Raw genomic sequence first — 15,004 nt, 5'->3', positions numbered from 1 at the left:
GGCCGCATCAAGTCAGTACGGCGCTGAGCGCGCGATTGGGGTTTGCCAACAGGGTATGCCGAAATGCCCGAGCAGTTCGCAGGTTTCGCACAGGGGCAGGCCAACCACCGCGGAATAGCTGCCATTGAGCCCGGCCACAAAGACCGCGCCCAGGCCCTGGATGCCGTAGCCACCGGCCTTGTCCTGCGGCTCGCCACTGGCCCAATAGGCCCGGGCCTCTTGATCGCTGATCGGGCGAAAGCGGACCAGGCTGCGGACCACCCGGGATTCAAGGCGCGGGCCATCGAGCAGTGCAATCGCGGTCAGGACTTCATGCTCGCGCCCCGACAGTCGCTGCAACATTGCCCGTGCATCGGCCTCGTCCTGCGGCTTGCCGAGGATCTGCCCGTCGAGCACCACGGCCGTGTCGGCGCCCAGCACACAGGCCGGGGCGCCCGGCTCGCCAGCCAACAGCCGCGCGCGACCGGCCAGGGCCTTGCTGCGAGCCAGGCGCTCGACATAGGCCATGGGGGCTTCGTCAGTCAGAGGGGTTTCATCGATATCCGCGCTGATGGCGGTGAACGGCACGCCAACCTGCGTGAGTAGCTCACGCCGGCGCGGCGAACCTGAGGCGAGGTAAAGCGGATTCATCAAGACATCTCCCTGTCCAGGTACGGGCAAATGCCTGTCCGAATTAATTGATCTTGTAGCGGCGACTCAATCCACGCAGCCCGAAACTGACCCAGGGCCACAGTAACGCACTGATCAGCGCCGGCAAGAGCACCGCCAGGGTCTCACGGCTGCCGGTCAGCGCACTGAGCCACAGTTGCAGCAGTTGGGCCAGCCCCAGGATCACCAGGATCACCAGGCTCTGCTGCCACATCGGAAACATCCGCAGGCGCTGTTGCAGCGACAGGATCAGGAAGGTGATGAGCGTCAGGATCAACGCGTTGTGACCCAGCAAGGTGCCGTACAGCACGTCCAGGGCAAGACCGAGGCAGAAGGCCGTGACCATGCCGACTTTTTCCGGCAACTGCAGCGCCCAGTAGGCCAGCGGCAGCGCGATGAACATTGGGCGCAGGATCTCGATGTGAGGGAACGGCACAATGCTCAACAGCAGGGCAACGACGAACGTCGCCCAAATCATCCAACCATTACGGGAAGCCCGGGCCATTATTCTCTCCCTCCGGTGGTCGCTCGAGGCGCTGCAGCCGGTGGCTTGACCGCTGGCTTGACGGCCACCGGTGGTTTGGCCGGCGTGGCCTGGGCCACCGGTTTGGCGGGGGTCACTGGCGTGGGTGCAACCGCAGGCGCGACCGGCGTGACCGCAGCTGGAACGGGAGCAACCACGGGCTTGGGCACGGTCGCCGGCACGCTGACTCCAGTGCCGGAGTGATCCTGGGCATCCTGGGCTTGTGCGGCTTCATTGGCCCGCTCTTCTGGGGTTCGGCTGTCGCTGAACACCAGCAGCATGTAGCGACTGCGGTTGAGGGCGGCGGTCGGCACGGCACGGACAATGGCGAAAGGCTGGCCAGAGTCGTGGATCACTTCCTTGACTGTCGCCACCGGGTAACCCGCCGGGAAGCGCTGGCCCAGGCCGGAACTGACCAGCAAGTCGCCTTCCTTGATATCGGCAGTGTCCGCGACGTGGCGCAGTTCCAGGCGCTCCGGGTTACCGGTGCCGCTGGCAATCGCCCGCAAGCCGTTGCGGTTCACTTGCACGGGAATACTGTGGGTGGTGTCCGTCAGCAGCAACACCCGCGAGGTGTAGGGCATCAGCTCGACCACCTGGCCCATCAAGCCACGGGCATCGAGCACCGGCTGACCCAGCACCACGCCATCGCGCTCGCCCTTGTTGATGATGATGCGATGGGTGAACGGATTGGGATCGACGCCGATCAGTTCGGCCACTTCGACCTTCTCATTGACCAGCGCCGAGGAGTTGAGCAACTCGCGCAGCCGAACGTTCTGCTCGGTCAAGGCCGCGAGCTTTTGCATGCGTCCCTGGAGCAGAAGGTTTTCAGTCTTGAGTTTTTCGTTCTCGGCGACGAGCTCGGTACGGCTGCCGAACTGGCTGCTCACACCTTGCCACAGTCGTTCGGGCAGGTCGGTGACCCAATAGGCGTCCATCAATACCAGCGACATCTGGCTGCGGGCCGGCTTGAGTACGTCGAAACGGGCATCGACTACCATCAGCGCGACCGATAGCACGGCCAGCACCAGGAAGCGCATACCCATTGAGGGGCCTTTGGCGAAAAGCGGTTTAATAAGCCGCTCCTCCCAGGCAAATGTTCTGTTTATTCATACGGCATCAAACCGGCCTGGATGCAGACTGACAGAAGATAAACGGCAACAGGCAGCACTGCAAAGTGCTGCCTGTGCGCGAACAGCATAGAAGCGCCCGGCGAGATCACTCGCTGGAGAGCAGGTCCATGGTGTGCTTATCCATCATTTCCAATGCACGGCCACCACCGCGAGCCACGCAGGTCAGCGGATCTTCGGCAACGATCACCGGCAGACCGGTTTCCTGGGCCAGCAACTTGTCGAGGTCACGCAACAAGGCGCCACCACCGGTCAGCACCAGGCCACGCTCGGCGATATCCGAAGCCAGCTCCGGCGGCGATTGCTCCAGCGCGCTCTTCACGGCCTGAACGATGGTTGCCAGCGACTCTTGCAGAGCTTCCAGCACTTCATTGGAGTTCAGGGTGAATGCACGTGGAACGCCTTCCGCCAGGTTACGGCCGCGAACGTCGACTTCGCGAACTTCACCGCCTGGGTAGGCCGTACCGATTTCCTGCTTGATGCGCTCGGCGGTGGATTCGCCGATCAGGCTGCCGTAGTTGCGACGCACATAAGTGATGATCGCTTCGTCGAAACGGTCGCCACCGACCCGTACGGATTCGGCGTAGACCACACCGTTGAGGGAGATCAGTGCAATTTCAGTGGTACCGCCACCGATATCGACGACCATCGAGCCACGCGCTTCTTCAACCGGCAGGCCGGCACCAATGGCAGCAGCCATCGGTTCTTCGATCAGAAACACTTCACGGGCACCGGCACCGAGGGCCGATTCACGGATGGCACGACGCTCAACCTGGGTGGACTTGCACGGCACGCAGATCAGCACACGAGGGCTGGGCTGCAGAAAGCTGTTTTCGTGAACCTTGTTGATGAAGTACTGCAGCATCTTTTCGCAGACGCTGAAATCGGCGATCACGCCGTCCTTCATCGGACGAATGGCGGCAATGTTGCCCGGCGTACGGCCCAGCATGCGCTTGGCCTCGGTGCCGACGGCAACGACACTTTTCTGATTACCGTGCGTACGAATAGCCACAACCGATGGCTCATTCAGGACGATACCGCGCTCGCGCACGTAAATAAGGGTGTTGGCAGTGCCCAGGTCAATGGAAAGATCGCTGGAAAACATGCCACGCAGTTTCTTGAACATGGGAAAGGGACCCTAGGCAACGCGTGGGTAAAAAAGTGCGGCAAACTCTAACAACGACAGGGATTTTGGGCAAGGCGCCAATATGTTAAATTGGCGGCTTTTCTGTGCACCAAGCACCACAATCGCGGCCTTATGACCGTAGAAGTGCGGTAGTGTTCCGACAATCTACACATACGGACGCCGTCCGTCCTGTTTTCCACTGGAGAAACCCATGGCGCTTGAACGCTCAGACGTGGAAAAAATCGCTCATCTGGCCTGCCTTGGCCTCAATGATGCCGATCTTCCACACATCACCTCGGCCCTGAACAGCATTCTGGGACTGGTCGACGAAATGCAGGCGGTCAATACCGACGGTATCGAGCCGCTGGCCCACCCATTGGAGGCCAACCAGCGCCTGCGTGCTGACGTCGTGACCGAATCCAATCACCGCGAGGCCTATCAATCCATCGCACCAGCGGTCGAAAACGGCCTGTACCTGGTTCCGAAAGTCATCGACTAAAGGGAAAGAGCCTGCAATGCATCAATTGACTCTGGCCGAGATCGCCCGCGGACTCGCCGACAAAAAGTTTTCCTCCGAAGAGCTGACCCAGGTGTTGCTGGCGCGTATCGCCCAGCTGGACCCCCAGCTCAACAGCTTCATCAGCCTCACCGAGGACCTGGCGCTCACGCAGGCGAAAGCCGCTGACGCCCGCCGGGCCAAGGGTGAGAGCGGTGCCCTGCTCGGCGCGCCGATCGCCCACAAGGACTTGTTCTGCACCCAGGGCATCCGCACCAGCTGCGGCTCGAAGATGCTCGACAACTTCAAGGCCCCGTACGACGCCACCGTGGTCGCCAAGCTGGCCGCCGCCGGCGCCGTGACCCTGGGCAAGACCAACATGGACGAGTTCGCCATGGGCTCGGCCAACGAGTCGAGCTACTACGGCGCGGTGAAAAACCCGTGGAACCTGGAACACGTGCCAGGCGGCTCGTCCGGCGGTTCGGCGGCGGCGGTTGCCGCTCGTCTGTTACCGGCGGCCACGGCCACCGACACCGGCGGATCTATCCGACAGCCGGCAGCCTTCACCAACCTCACCGGCCTGAAACCGACCTACGGTCGTGTGTCGCGCTGGGGCATGATTGCCTACGCCTCCAGTCTCGATCAGGGCGGCCCCTTGGCACGCACCGCCGAAGACTGCGCAATATTGTTGCAAGGTATGGCTGGCTTCGATCCGCAGGACTCCACCAGCATCGACGAGCCGGTTCCGGACTACAGCGCCAGCCTCACCACCTCGCTCAAGGGCCTGCGCATCGGCGTGCCGAAGGAGTACTTCAGCAAAGGCCTGGACCCACGCATCGCCGAGCTGATCCATGGCAGCATCAAGGAGCTGGAAAAGCTCGGTGCGGTGATCAAGGACATCAGCCTGCCGAACATGCAGCACGCGATTCCGGCGTACTACGTGATCGCCCCGGCAGAGGCCTCGTCCAACCTGTCGCGTTTCGACGGCGTGCGCTTCGGCTATCGCTGCGAAGACCCGAAAGACCTGACCGACCTTTATAAACGCTCGCGCGGTGAAGGCTTCGGCGCCGAAGTACAGCGCCGGATCATGGTCGGCGCCTACGCGCTCTCCGCCGGTTACTACGACGCCTACTACCTGAAGGCCCAGAAGATCCGTCGCCTGGTCAAGAACGACTTCATGGCCGCCTTCAATGAGGTCGACATCATCCTCGGCCCGACCACGCCCAACCCGGCCTGGAAACTCGGCGCCAAGAACAGCGACCCGGTCGCCGCCTACCTGGAAGACGTCTACACCATCACCGCCAACCTCGCGGGCCTGCCGGGCCTGTCGATGCCAGCCGGTTTTGTCGATGGCTTGCCGGTTGGCGTGCAACTGCTCGCGCCGTACTTCCAGGAAGGCCGCTTGCTCAACGTTGCGCACCAGTACCAGTTGAACACCGACTGGCACACCCGCACCCCGACAGGCTTCTGAGGAGAAACACATGCAATGGGAAGTCGTGATCGGGCTGGAGATTCATACCCAGCTCGCCACCCAATCGAAGATTTTCTCCGGTAGCGCCACCACGTTCGGCTCCGAGCCCAACACCCAGGCCAGCCTGGTCGACCTGGGCATGCCCGGCGTACTGCCGGTGCTGAACCAGGAAGCGGTGCGCATGGCGGTGATGTTCGGCCTGGCGATTGACGCCGAAATCGGCCAGCACAACGTGTTCGCGCGCAAGAACTACTTCTACCCGGACCTGCCCAAGGGCTACCAGATCAGCCAGATGGAGTTGCCGATCGTCGGCAAGGGCTACCTGGACATCCCGCTGGAAGACGGCACCATCAAGCGTGTCGGCGTGACCCGTGCACACCTGGAAGAAGATGCCGGCAAGAGCCTGCATGAAGAATTCAACGGCGCCACCGGCATCGACCTGAACCGCGCCGGCACCCCGCTGCTGGAGATCGTGTCCGAGCCGGACATGCGCAGCGCCAAGGAAGCCGTGGCCTACGTCAAGACCATCCACGCGTTGGTGCGCTACCTGGGCATCTGCGACGGCAACATGGCCGAAGGTTCGCTGCGTTGCGACTGCAACGTGTCGGTGCGGCCAAAAGGCCAGGTCGAGTACGGCACCCGCTGCGAGATCAAGAACGTCAACTCGTTCCGCTTCATCGAGAAGGCGATCAACACCGAAGTGCGTCGCCAGATCGAACTGATCGAAGACGGCGGCCGGGTGATTCAGCAAACGCGCCTGTACGATCCGAACAAGGACGAGACCCGCGCCATGCGCAGCAAGGAGGAAGCCAACGACTACCGTTACTTCCCCGATCCGGACCTGTTGCCGGTGGTGATCGAGGACTCGTTCCTCGACGACATCCGCGCCACCCTGCCGGAGCTGCCGCCACAGAAACGCGAACGCTTCCAGGCGCAGTTCGGCCTGTCGGTCTACGATGCCAGCGTCCTGGCCTCCAGCCGCGAGCAAGCTGACTACTTCGAGAAAGTGGTGAGCATCGCCGGCGACGCCAAGCTCGCCGCCAACTGGGTCATGGTCGAACTGGGCAGCCTGTTGAACAAACAGGGCCTGGAAATCGACGAGGCCCCGGTCTCGGCCGAGCAACTGGGCGGCATGCTGCTGCGGATCAAGGACAACACCATCTCCGGCAAGATTGCCAAGACCGTGTTCGAAGCCATGGCCGCAGGCGAAGGCAACGCGGACGAGATCATCGACAAGCGCGGCCTCAAGCAAGTCACCGACAGCGGCGCCATTTCGGCCGTGCTCGATGAGATGCTCGCGGCCAACGCCGAGCAGGTCGAACAGTACCGCGCCGCGGACGAAGCCAAGCGCGGCAAGATGTTCGGCTTCTTCGTCGGCCAGGCGATGAAGGCGTCCAAAGGCAAGGCCAACCCGCAGCAGGTCAACGAACTGCTCAAAAGCAAGCTCGAAGGCTGATGGGTATGGAGCCAGATGTTAAGCCTGGCTCCGTTCCCTGTGGGAGCGAGCCTGCTCGCGAAAGCGGTGGTGCAGTCGGCAGTGATGTCGGATGTGCTGGCCTTTTCGCGAGCAGGCTCGCTCCCACAAGGGCTTTGCGGACAACCGGGATCAAGCGTTTACTCGGCCTCGCCATACTCGCCTCCCTATTCACCGGCTGCGCCAGCTACAACGTCGACCCCCGCGGCTACGACGAATCCGGAACCGCCTCCTATTACGGCGCCAAACACCATGGCAAACGCACCGCCAGCGGCGAACCGTTTGACCAGCACGCCCTGACCGCCGCCCACCGCAAACTGCCGTTCGGGACGCGGGTCAAGGTCACCAACCTGAACAACGACAAGACCGTCATCGTGCGGATCAACGACCGCGGCCCGTTTACCCGCGGCCGCTTGATCGACCTGTCCCGGGCCGCTGCCGACCAGTTGGGCATGCTGCGCAGCGGCACCGCGCGGGTCCGCGTACAAGCCTTGAGCGACTGACCGGGAGCGCCGACCATCTCTGGATTATCCGACCTGCCACCGCTGAGCCTGCTGCAACTGCTCGGCGGCCTGCTCTTGCTGATCCTCGGCGCCGAGTTGCTGGTACGCGCTGCGGTACGCCTGGTCGCCCACCTGAAGGTCCGTCCGCTGATCATCGGCCTGACTATCGTCGCGTTCGGCAGCAGCGCACCGCAGCTGACCGTCAGCCTGCAAGCCACCCTCGCCCACAACACCGACATCGCCGTCGGCAGCGTGATCGGCAGCAGCATCTTCACCATCCTGGTGATCCTCGGCCTGTCAGCGCTGATCATGCCCCTGCGCGTCTCCCGGCAACTCGTGCGCCTGGACATCCCGCTGCTGATCGGCGCCAGCGCGCTGGTGTTCGCCCTGGCCTGGAATGAAACACTGACGCCACTGGACGGCATCGTGCTGCTGGCGGCGCTGGTGCTGTACCTCGGTTTGTTGCTGCGCCAGTCGCAGCACAGCCCGCACACACCGAGCGCCTACACCCCGCCCCCGCGTACGCCGTGGATACGCAGCGCGCTGTTGATCCTCACGGGCCTGGTGCTGCTGATCGGCGCCGGCCACCTGCTGCTCGATGCCGCGGTGGACCTGGCCAGCGAACTGGGCCTGTCGGAGCGGGTCATCGGCCTCACCATCGTCGCCATCAGCACCTCGCTGCCGCAACTGGCCACCTCGCTGCTGGCCGCCGTGCGCGGCCAGCGTGACATCGCCGTGGGCAACGTGATCGGCGGCAATCTGTTCAACCTGCTCGGGGTACTGGGCTTCACCGCGCTGGTGGCGCCCTCGCCGCTGTCGGTCTCGCCCAACGCCCTGGCGTTCGACTTGCCGGTGCTGCTTGGCGTGACCCTGCTGTGCCTGCCGGTGTTCTATTCCGGCTACCGCGTCACGCGCGTCGAAGGCTTGCTGTTCCTCGCCTTGTACCTGGCCTACGGGCTGCACGTGGCGTCCTTCACCACGGGCATGCCACTGGCCGGCAAGCTGGAACACCTGATGCTGTTTTATGTCCTGCCGGCGCTGCTGGCGTTCTTACTGTTCACGTCAGTGCGCGCCTGGCGCCGCCAACATCACACGAGGCCATTGCCATGACCGACACCTCCCCTCCCCGCAAGCCGAGCGGCATTGAAGTGCGCCGCCAGGTAATGGGCGACGCCTTCGTCGACCGCTCGATGGGCAACGCCACCGAACTGACCCAGCCCTTCCAGGAATTCGTCAACGAACACGCCTGGGGCGCGGTGTGGAACCGTGGCGGCCTGGAGCTCAAGACCCGCAGCCTGATCACCCTCGCCGCCCTGACCGCACTCAAGGCCCCGCAGGAACTCAAGGGCCACGTGCGCGGTGCGCTGAACAACGGCTGCACCGTCGACGAAATCCGCGAAACCCTGATGCACTGTGCGGTCTACGCCGGCGTGCCCGCGTCGATGGAAGCCTTCCGCGCGGCGCAGGAAGTGATCGATAGCTACCACACGCCGGAGTAACGGGCGGTCGGTGAAATGGCTATCGCGAGCAGGCTCGCTCCCACACAGATGGCGCGGGACCTGTGGGAGCGAGCCTGCTCGCGAAGGGACCTGACGAGCACCGCCGCACCCTGCGCTAAATCCACCCACCCCACTGCAACACGAAGATCCCGATGTTGGTGGTCATCGCCGCCATCAGCGTGGTGATGACGATGATCGCCGCCGCCAGTTCGTGGTTGCCATTGGCCGCCCGGGCCATGACGAAGCTGGAGGCGGCGGTCGGGCTGGCGAAGTACAGGAACAGCACGCCCAGTTCCGCCCCGCGAAAGCCCCACAACCAAGCCCCGGTCGTGGCCAGGACCGGCAGGCCAATCATCTTCACCAGGCTCGAACTCAAGGCCAGGCCACCACTCTTGCGCATCGCCGCCAGTGACAGCGTGCCGCCAATGCAGATCAGCGCCAGCGGCAAGGTCATCTGCGCCAGGTAGCCACCGGACGTTTCCAGCCAGCCCGGCAGGCGAATCTGGAAGTAGGCAAAGGGTACCGCCGCGATCACGCTGATGATCAGCGGGTTGCTCAGTACGCTCTTGCAGATACTCCACGGATCGGACTTGATCACCGGGCTGTACACCGCCAGCACAATGGTCGACAGGGTGTTGTAGAGCAGGATCACCAGCGCCGCGAGGATCGCCCCGAGGGAAATCCCGTAGTCGCCATACAGGCTCGCCGCCAACGCCAGGCCGATGACCGCATTGTTGCCGCGAAACGCGCCCTGGGTGTAGATGCCCCGGTCCGCACGCGGGCAACGCACGATCGCCCAACCCCAGGCAAGGGCGAAACACACCAGGGTCGCGACAGAGAAATAGATCAGTAGCGCTGGCTTCAGCGCGCTGTTCAGGTCAGCGTGGATGATCCCCAGGAACAACAACGCCGGCATGGTGACGTTGAACACCAGGGCCGACGCGGTGTGGATAAAGCTGTCGTCGATCCAGTTGATGCGCTTGAGCAAAGCGCCCAGGAACAGCATGGCAAACACGGGCGCGGTGATGGTCAGGGTCGTGAGAAAGATTGCCAGCATGCCGGGTGAACCTTGAGGGCGTCGTTAGGGGGCTAATGATAAGCCAGCCAGGACCCTGGCGTCTGGCCCAACAGTTTCTGTAGGCGCGAGGCTTGCCCGCGAAGCGGCCGGCACATTCAGCAGCAGCGTTGGCTGACCCACTGCCTTCGCGAGCAGGCTCGCTCCCACAGGGGATGTGTGCTCGGGCACAGATTTCAATCCACCCGAAGCCTGTGGGGCTTGCCCGCGAAGAGGCCCACACAGCCAACCTCTTCATTGACTGATCCACCGTTTTCGCGGACAAGCCTCGCACCTACAGCGGGGGTCCCACAGGGGGATTCCCGCAGATTCCGGGGGTCAGGCCGTGACGGTCTGTTCCATCAACTGGCCACTGTCGATCCGCACATGCCGTGGGTGGAAGCGCTTGAGGCTGCTGCGGTGGCCGACACTGACGATGCTCAGGCCCGGCAGGTGATCGATCAGCGCCTGGTACAGCGAGGCTTCGTCTTCCTCGTCCATCGCCGACGTCGCTTCGTCCATGTACAGCCATTGCGGCGCGTACAGCAGCGCGCGGGCAAAGGCCAGGCGTTGCTGCTCGCCCGGTGACAACATGCGCTGCCAGTGGTTGGCCTCGTCGAGACGGGCGACCAGGTGCGGCAAGCGGCACGCTTCCAGCACGTGGACGTAACGCTCATGGGAATACGTGTCGCCGGACTGTGGATAACTCAGCGCTTCACGCAGGGTGCCAATCGGCAGGTAGGGTTTTTGCGGCAGGAACAGGTACTTGGCCGCCGGCAGGCGGATATTGCCGTGTCCCGCCGGCCAGAGCCCGCCCATTGCCCGCAGCAAGGTACTTTTACCGCTGCCGGAGCGTCCGCTGAGCATCAGCCGATCGCCCGGCTCCACGGTCATGTCGGCGTTGACCAGCAAATGCCGGCCATCGGCCAGGTCCAGGCCGACGTGCTGCACCTTCAACTCATCGCCCTGTTGCTGCACGTTGATGGCCGGCACGCGGTCTTCGTTGTCGCTCATGGCCTGGCGGAAGCTCAGCAGACGGTCGCAGGTCGCGCGCCATGACGCGAGGTCCGAATAGGCGCTGATGAACCAGCTGAAGTTTTCCTGGACGTTGCCGAACGCCGAGTTGATTTGCATCAGCTCGCCCAGTTCGATCTTGCCCGTGAAGTAGCGCGGCGCCGCGACGATGAAGGGGAAGATGATCGCGATCTGGCTGTAACCGGCGGTGAAGAACGTCAGGCGCTTGGAGACCTTCATGATCTCCCAGAAGTTGTGCCAGACCTTGCTAAAGCGCGTGCTCAGGCGCTGCTGCTCATTCGGCTCGCCGTTGTACAGGGCAATGCTCTCGGCATTTTCCCGGACCCGGACCATAGAGAAACGCAAGTCGGCTTCAAAGCGTTGTTGTTGGTTGTTCAGGCCAATCAAGCGACGGCCGATCAGGTGGGTGATCCAACTGCCCACCAGCGCATAAATCAATGCACACCAGAACATGTAGCCCGGGATGGTGTAGCCGAGCACTTCGATGCTGCCGGACACGCCCCACAAGATGATCGAGAACGACACCAGGCTGACCATGTTGCGCAAGAGCCCCAGGCCCAGGCCCAAGGTGTTGCTGGTGAAATTGTTGAGGTCTTCGGAAATCCGCTGGTCCGGGTTATCGGTGTAGCCGCCCTGCTCCAGCTGGTAGTAGTTCTTGTGCCCAAGCCAGCGGGCGAAGTGTTTCTCGGTGAGCCAGGCCCGCCAGCGAATCGTCAGCATCTGGGTCAGGTACAAACGATAGACCGCGCCCAGGATCGCCACCGCGGCGATGCCACAGAAGTACAGGATCAGGCTCCAGAAGGCCGCATCGTCCTTCTTCTGCAGGGCGTTGTAGAAATCCTTGTACCAACTGTTGATCCACACCGAGATCGCCACACTGAACAGCGACAGGCCAATCACCGCGATCAATAGCAGCCAGGCCTTGCCCTTCTCTTCACTGCGCCAGTACGGCGTGATCATTTCCCAGACACGGCGGAAAAACTGCCCGCGCACTTCATCGTTGACCGCGGAGTATTCGGCGTTCTGATTCATGGATATGGCTCGATAGAGAAAGGAACAGGCACGAACCGATCATAGATGATCGGCTCCAATTGTCACCAGTGGTGACAATTGCTATTCAGCGCGGGTTCAGCGGCGCACGGGGCGCTTCTGCAGTTTGCGCTGTAGGGTTCGGCGGTGCATGCCCAGGGCGCGGGCCGTGGCAGAGATATTGCCTTCGTGCTCGGTGAGCACGCGCTGGATGTGTTCCCACTGCAGGCGGTCCACCGACATCGGGTTTTCCGGCACCAGGCTGTCGAGGTCGGCGTGTTCGGAGAGCAGCGCCGCCAGCACGTCATCGGCATCGGCCGGCTTGCACAGGTAGTTGCAGGCCCCACGCTTGATCGCCTCGACGGCGGTGGCAATGCTCGAATAACCGGTGAGGATCACCACGCGCATCTCGGGGTCCAGCTCCAACAGCTTGGGCAACAGCACCAGGCCCGAGTCGCCGTCCATTTTCAGGTCCAGCGCGGCGTAGTCCGGCAGGTCCTGTTGAGCGATGTCCAGGCCCTCTTCGGCCGAACCTGCGGTGCTGACGCGAAAGCCGCGGCGACTCATGGCGCGGGCCATGACGCGGGTGAAAGTAGCGTCGTCGTCCACCAGCAATAAATGCGGCAGGTCTTCGCCTTCGACTTGGATCTCGTCACTCATGTTCGTCTCCTCGTGCGGCACGGGGCAGGCGCAGCTCGGTGAGCGTGCCGCCTTCCTCATGACTGTAGAGTTTCACTGAGCCGCCGGCGCGTGTCACGCTGGCCTTGCTCAAAAACAGGCCCAGGCCGAAACCTTTGCCCTTGGTGGTAAAGAATGGCTTGCCGATTTGCTCGGCAATCGCCAACGGTACGCCGGCGCCATGGTCGCGAATGCTGATGGTCAGCTCTTCGGCATCCCAGTCCAGCGTCACTTCCAGCCCTTCGGGGCAGGCATCGGCGGCATTGTTCAGTAGATTGAGCAGGGCCTGGGTCAGGTCTGGCGGCGGCGCCAGGCGCGGCTCGCTCCCCGTGCCCAGGCGTTGCAGGCGATAAGTGGCCTCGGGGCGCATCAGGTGCCAGCGGTCCAGGGCTTCCTTGAGCCAGGCGCTGACGTCCTGCATCTCCACCGCCAAACGGCGATTGGCCTCGGCCGCGCGCACCAGTTGCTGCAAGGTCTGCTTGCACAGCTTGACCTGATCCTGCAGCACGCTGAGGTCTTCGCGCAACAGCGGGTCCTGATGGTCCTGCTGCATCTCATTGAGCAGCACGCTCATGGTGGCCAACGGCGTGCCCAATTCATGGGCAGCACCGGCGGCCTGGGTCGCCACGGCCAGCAGTTGCTCATCGCGCAGGCCTTCTTCGCGGCGGATCGCCCGCAGCTCTTCCTGGCGACGCAGCTCTTCGGCCATGCGGGCGGCGAAAAAGGTAATCACCGCCGCCGCCAGGGCAAAGCTCAGCCACATGCCGTAGATCTGCATCTTTTCCCGGTACATCGGGAAGGTTTCCAGCGGATAGAACTGCGCCAGCAACAAGGTGTACATGGTCAACGCGATCCCGGAGAGGATCACCGAGTAGCGCCACGGCAACGTGACGGCAGCAATGGTCAGGGGCACCAGGTAATAGGAGACGAACGGATTGGTCGAACCGCCGGAGAAATACAGCAGCGCACTGTGGATAAACAGGTCGCAGGCCAGTTGCACCGCGTATTCAAGCTCGGTGACCGGCCACGACGTACGCAGCCGCACGGCGGTGAACACGCACAGCAGCATCGAGCAGCCGAGTGTCATCGCCAGCTCGACCCAAGGCAACGGCAGCAGGTCGAACCAGTAGGCGAGGCCCACCGAACCGGCCTGGGCGGCGAGCACCAGAATGCGGATAAAGGTCAGTCGCCAGAGGTTCTGGCGCGTGGCGGAAAGCAGTTGTACGGGGGCGAGCATGAGCTCTCCTGATGAGTGCTCCAGGCAGATCGCGTCAAGTATAACCAAGCAGGTGGCCCGACAGGCAAAAGTGCGGCAAAGCGCCACAGTCGCGGGATCGATCTGTATTGAAGTTGTAACTGGGTGAACCGGACAATAAAAGCTAGAGTCTGATGGAGTCACGCAGGCCAGGACGTTGACCCCTGCCCATCCCCAAGGAGCTTTCATGAATACGTTTCGCCGCCGTGCCGCCCTTCTCACCCTCAGCGCCGGCATCCTTGCCAGCCTCCCGGCCCTGGCCGCGGACGAGTTGCACTACAACCAGATCTCCCTGCGCGCCGAAGTCAGCCAGGAAGTGGCGCGCGACCTGATGATCGTGACGCTCTACACCGAAGCCCAGAACACCGATCCAGCCAAGCTCGCCGCCGACATCAGCACCACCCTGAACAAGGCCCTGGGCCAGGCACGGCAGGTCAAGGACATTACCCTGCGCCAGGGCAGCCGCAACAGCTACCCGATCTACGACACCAAGGGCCAGAAGATCACCGGCTGGCGTGAACGCGCCGAACTGCGCCTGGAAAGCTCGGACTTCGCCGCCCTGTCCAAGCTCACCGGCGAGTTGCTGACCGACCTGAAGATGGCCGGCATGGACTTCGCCATCGCCACCCCGACCCGCAAGGCCAGCGAAGACGCCCTGCTCAAGGACGCCGTGACTGCCTTCAAGGCACGCGCCCAACTGGCCACCGATGCACTGGGCGGCAAGGGTTACAAAATCGTCAACCTGAACCTCAACAGCAACGGTTATCCACAACCCTACATGCGCGCGCCGATGATGATGAAAGCCGCGGCCATGGACGCCGCGCCAGTAACACCTGACGTCGAAGCCGGCACCAGCCAGGTCAGCATGACCGCCGATGGCTCCGTTGAAGTGTTGATGCCGTAATGTGCAGGGAGCGAGCCGTGGGCAGCGGGCTCGCTCCCAACCTGCGGTCGATTGACTCCCGCACCTGGACGCCGGCTCACCGCAGCCTCGTCTACACTCTCCCCGAAACCGTCTAGCCAGCAGGTTTAGATCGGTAACACCGGCACTCGAAGTGCACACAAAGTTCGTTGATCGCACTG

General features: G+C 63.0%; 15 protein-coding genes. 7 read left to right on the top strand and 8 right to left on the bottom strand.

Going from position 1 to position 15,004, the window contains the following annotated elements:
- Positions 1 to 12: 12 nt before the first annotated feature.
- The 4 genes from BMW74_RS00175 to mreB all read right to left on the bottom strand — a co-directional run bounded on the left by BMW74_RS00175 (position 13) and on the right by mreB (position 3,427).
- Positions 13 to 630, bottom strand: a complete 618-nt coding sequence (locus tag BMW74_RS00175; RefSeq protein ID WP_093411867.1) for a Maf family protein — start codon at positions 628 to 630, stop codon at positions 13 to 15.
- 43 nt (positions 631 to 673) lie between these two features.
- Positions 674 to 1,153, bottom strand: coding sequence for a rod shape-determining protein MreD (gene mreD, locus BMW74_RS00170; protein ID WP_093411864.1), 480 nt, complete (start codon positions 1,151 to 1,153; stop codon positions 674 to 676).
- A complete protein-coding gene (gene mreC / locus BMW74_RS00165) occupies positions 1,153 to 2,247 on the bottom strand; it encodes a rod shape-determining protein MreC (RefSeq protein ID WP_256562505.1) in 1,095 nt (364 codons plus the stop codon). Before mreC ends, mreD begins: the two co-directional genes overlap by 1 nt.
- A 142-nt stretch (positions 2,248 to 2,389) precedes the next feature.
- Complete coding sequence (gene mreB / locus BMW74_RS00160) at positions 2,390 to 3,427, bottom strand: rod shape-determining protein MreB (RefSeq protein WP_002555108.1); 1,038 nt, start codon at positions 3,425 to 3,427, stop codon at positions 2,390 to 2,392.
- A gap of 211 nt (positions 3,428 to 3,638) precedes the next feature.
- Here mreB and gatC point away from each other — a divergent pair, with 211 nt between their 5' ends.
- The 6 genes from gatC (at position 3,639) to BMW74_RS00130 (ending at position 8,870) form a co-directional block, all read left to right on the top strand.
- The gene (gatC, locus tag BMW74_RS00155; RefSeq protein WP_093411859.1) at positions 3,639 to 3,926 is read left to right on the top strand and encodes an Asp-tRNA(Asn)/Glu-tRNA(Gln) amidotransferase subunit GatC; all 288 of its coding nucleotides are present in this window, start codon (positions 3,639 to 3,641) and stop codon (positions 3,924 to 3,926) included.
- Between the two features lie 16 nt (positions 3,927 to 3,942).
- Positions 3,943 to 5,394, top strand: a complete 1,452-nt coding sequence (gene gatA / locus BMW74_RS00150) for an Asp-tRNA(Asn)/Glu-tRNA(Gln) amidotransferase subunit GatA (protein ID WP_093411856.1) — start codon at positions 3,943 to 3,945, stop codon at positions 5,392 to 5,394.
- Between the two features lie 10 nt (positions 5,395 to 5,404).
- The gene (gene gatB / locus BMW74_RS00145) at positions 5,405 to 6,850 is read left to right on the top strand and encodes an Asp-tRNA(Asn)/Glu-tRNA(Gln) amidotransferase subunit GatB (RefSeq protein WP_093411854.1); all 1,446 of its coding nucleotides are present in this window, start codon (positions 5,405 to 5,407) and stop codon (positions 6,848 to 6,850) included.
- Positions 6,851 to 6,999: 149 nt separating this feature from the next.
- A complete protein-coding gene (locus tag BMW74_RS00140; protein WP_093413391.1) occupies positions 7,000 to 7,371 on the top strand; it encodes a septal ring lytic transglycosylase RlpA family protein in 372 nt (123 codons plus the stop codon).
- A 48-nt stretch (positions 7,372 to 7,419) separates the two neighbouring features.
- Positions 7,420 to 8,481 (top strand): calcium/sodium antiporter, encoded by a 1,062-nt coding sequence (locus BMW74_RS00135; RefSeq protein ID WP_093411853.1) that lies wholly within the window; start codon positions 7,420 to 7,422, stop codon positions 8,479 to 8,481.
- The gene (locus tag BMW74_RS00130; protein WP_093411851.1) at positions 8,478 to 8,870 is read left to right on the top strand and encodes a carboxymuconolactone decarboxylase family protein; all 393 of its coding nucleotides are present in this window, start codon (positions 8,478 to 8,480) and stop codon (positions 8,868 to 8,870) included. The genes BMW74_RS00135 and BMW74_RS00130 overlap by 4 nt, the downstream gene beginning before the upstream one ends.
- A 115-nt stretch (positions 8,871 to 8,985) precedes the next feature.
- On the opposite strand, the gene BMW74_RS00125 is transcribed toward BMW74_RS00130, so the two are convergent.
- From BMW74_RS00125 to BMW74_RS00110, 4 genes are all read right to left on the bottom strand, one after another.
- Complete coding sequence (locus tag BMW74_RS00125; protein ID WP_093411848.1) at positions 8,986 to 9,927, bottom strand: AEC family transporter; 942 nt, start codon at positions 9,925 to 9,927, stop codon at positions 8,986 to 8,988.
- A 336-nt stretch (positions 9,928 to 10,263) separates the two neighbouring features.
- A complete protein-coding gene (locus BMW74_RS00120; RefSeq protein ID WP_093411845.1) occupies positions 10,264 to 11,991 on the bottom strand; it encodes an ABC transporter ATP-binding protein/permease in 1,728 nt (575 codons plus the stop codon).
- 96 nt (positions 11,992 to 12,087) lie between these two features.
- Positions 12,088 to 12,648: a response regulator transcription factor gene (locus tag BMW74_RS00115; RefSeq protein WP_093411842.1), complete on the bottom strand. Its 561-nt coding sequence runs from the start codon at positions 12,646 to 12,648 to the stop codon at positions 12,088 to 12,090.
- Positions 12,641 to 13,903, bottom strand: coding sequence for an ATP-binding protein (locus BMW74_RS00110; RefSeq protein WP_093411839.1), 1,263 nt, complete (start codon positions 13,901 to 13,903; stop codon positions 12,641 to 12,643). The genes BMW74_RS00115 and BMW74_RS00110 overlap by 8 nt, the downstream gene beginning before the upstream one ends.
- 205 nt (positions 13,904 to 14,108) lie before the next feature.
- Between BMW74_RS00110 and BMW74_RS00105 the strand changes: the two genes are divergently transcribed.
- Positions 14,109 to 14,825, top strand: coding sequence for an SIMPL domain-containing protein (locus BMW74_RS00105; protein WP_093411836.1), 717 nt, complete (start codon positions 14,109 to 14,111; stop codon positions 14,823 to 14,825).
- The last annotated feature ends 179 nt before the right edge of the window (positions 14,826 to 15,004 follow it).

Source organism: Pseudomonas sp. ok272 (genome assembly GCF_900109995.1).
GTDB lineage: Bacteria > Pseudomonadota > Gammaproteobacteria > Pseudomonadales > Pseudomonadaceae > Aquipseudomonas.
This window is presented reverse-complemented; position numbering and strand designations above follow the sequence as displayed.

What these genes read in the sequence shown, in the direction of transcription:
- BMW74_RS00175 (WP_093411867.1), bottom strand. Translation starts at nt 630, where the DNA reads ATGAATCCGCTTTACCTCGCCTCAGGTTCGCCGCGCCGGCGTGAGCTA.
- mreD (WP_093411864.1), bottom strand. Translation starts at nt 1,153, where the DNA reads ATGGCCCGGGCTTCCCGTAATGGTTGGATGATTTGGGCGACGTTCGTC.
- mreB (WP_002555108.1), bottom strand. Translation starts at nt 3,427, where the DNA reads ATGTTCAAGAAACTGCGTGGCATGTTTTCCAGCGATCTTTCCATTGAC.
- gatC (WP_093411859.1), top strand. Translation starts at nt 3,639, where the DNA reads ATGGCGCTTGAACGCTCAGACGTGGAAAAAATCGCTCATCTGGCCTGC.
- gatA (WP_093411856.1), top strand. Translation starts at nt 3,943, where the DNA reads ATGCATCAATTGACTCTGGCCGAGATCGCCCGCGGACTCGCCGACAAA.
- gatB (WP_093411854.1), top strand. Translation starts at nt 5,405, where the DNA reads ATGCAATGGGAAGTCGTGATCGGGCTGGAGATTCATACCCAGCTCGCC.
- BMW74_RS00130 (WP_093411851.1), top strand. Translation starts at nt 8,478, where the DNA reads ATGACCGACACCTCCCCTCCCCGCAAGCCGAGCGGCATTGAAGTGCGC.
- BMW74_RS00125 (WP_093411848.1), bottom strand. Translation starts at nt 9,927, where the DNA reads ATGCTGGCAATCTTTCTCACGACCCTGACCATCACCGCGCCCGTGTTT.
- BMW74_RS00120 (WP_093411845.1), bottom strand. Translation starts at nt 11,991, where the DNA reads ATGAATCAGAACGCCGAATACTCCGCGGTCAACGATGAAGTGCGCGGG.
- BMW74_RS00115 (WP_093411842.1), bottom strand. Translation starts at nt 12,648, where the DNA reads ATGAGTGACGAGATCCAAGTCGAAGGCGAAGACCTGCCGCATTTATTG.
- BMW74_RS00110 (WP_093411839.1), bottom strand. Translation starts at nt 13,903, where the DNA reads ATGCTCGCCCCCGTACAACTGCTTTCCGCCACGCGCCAGAACCTCTGG.
- BMW74_RS00105 (WP_093411836.1), top strand. Translation starts at nt 14,109, where the DNA reads ATGAATACGTTTCGCCGCCGTGCCGCCCTTCTCACCCTCAGCGCCGGC.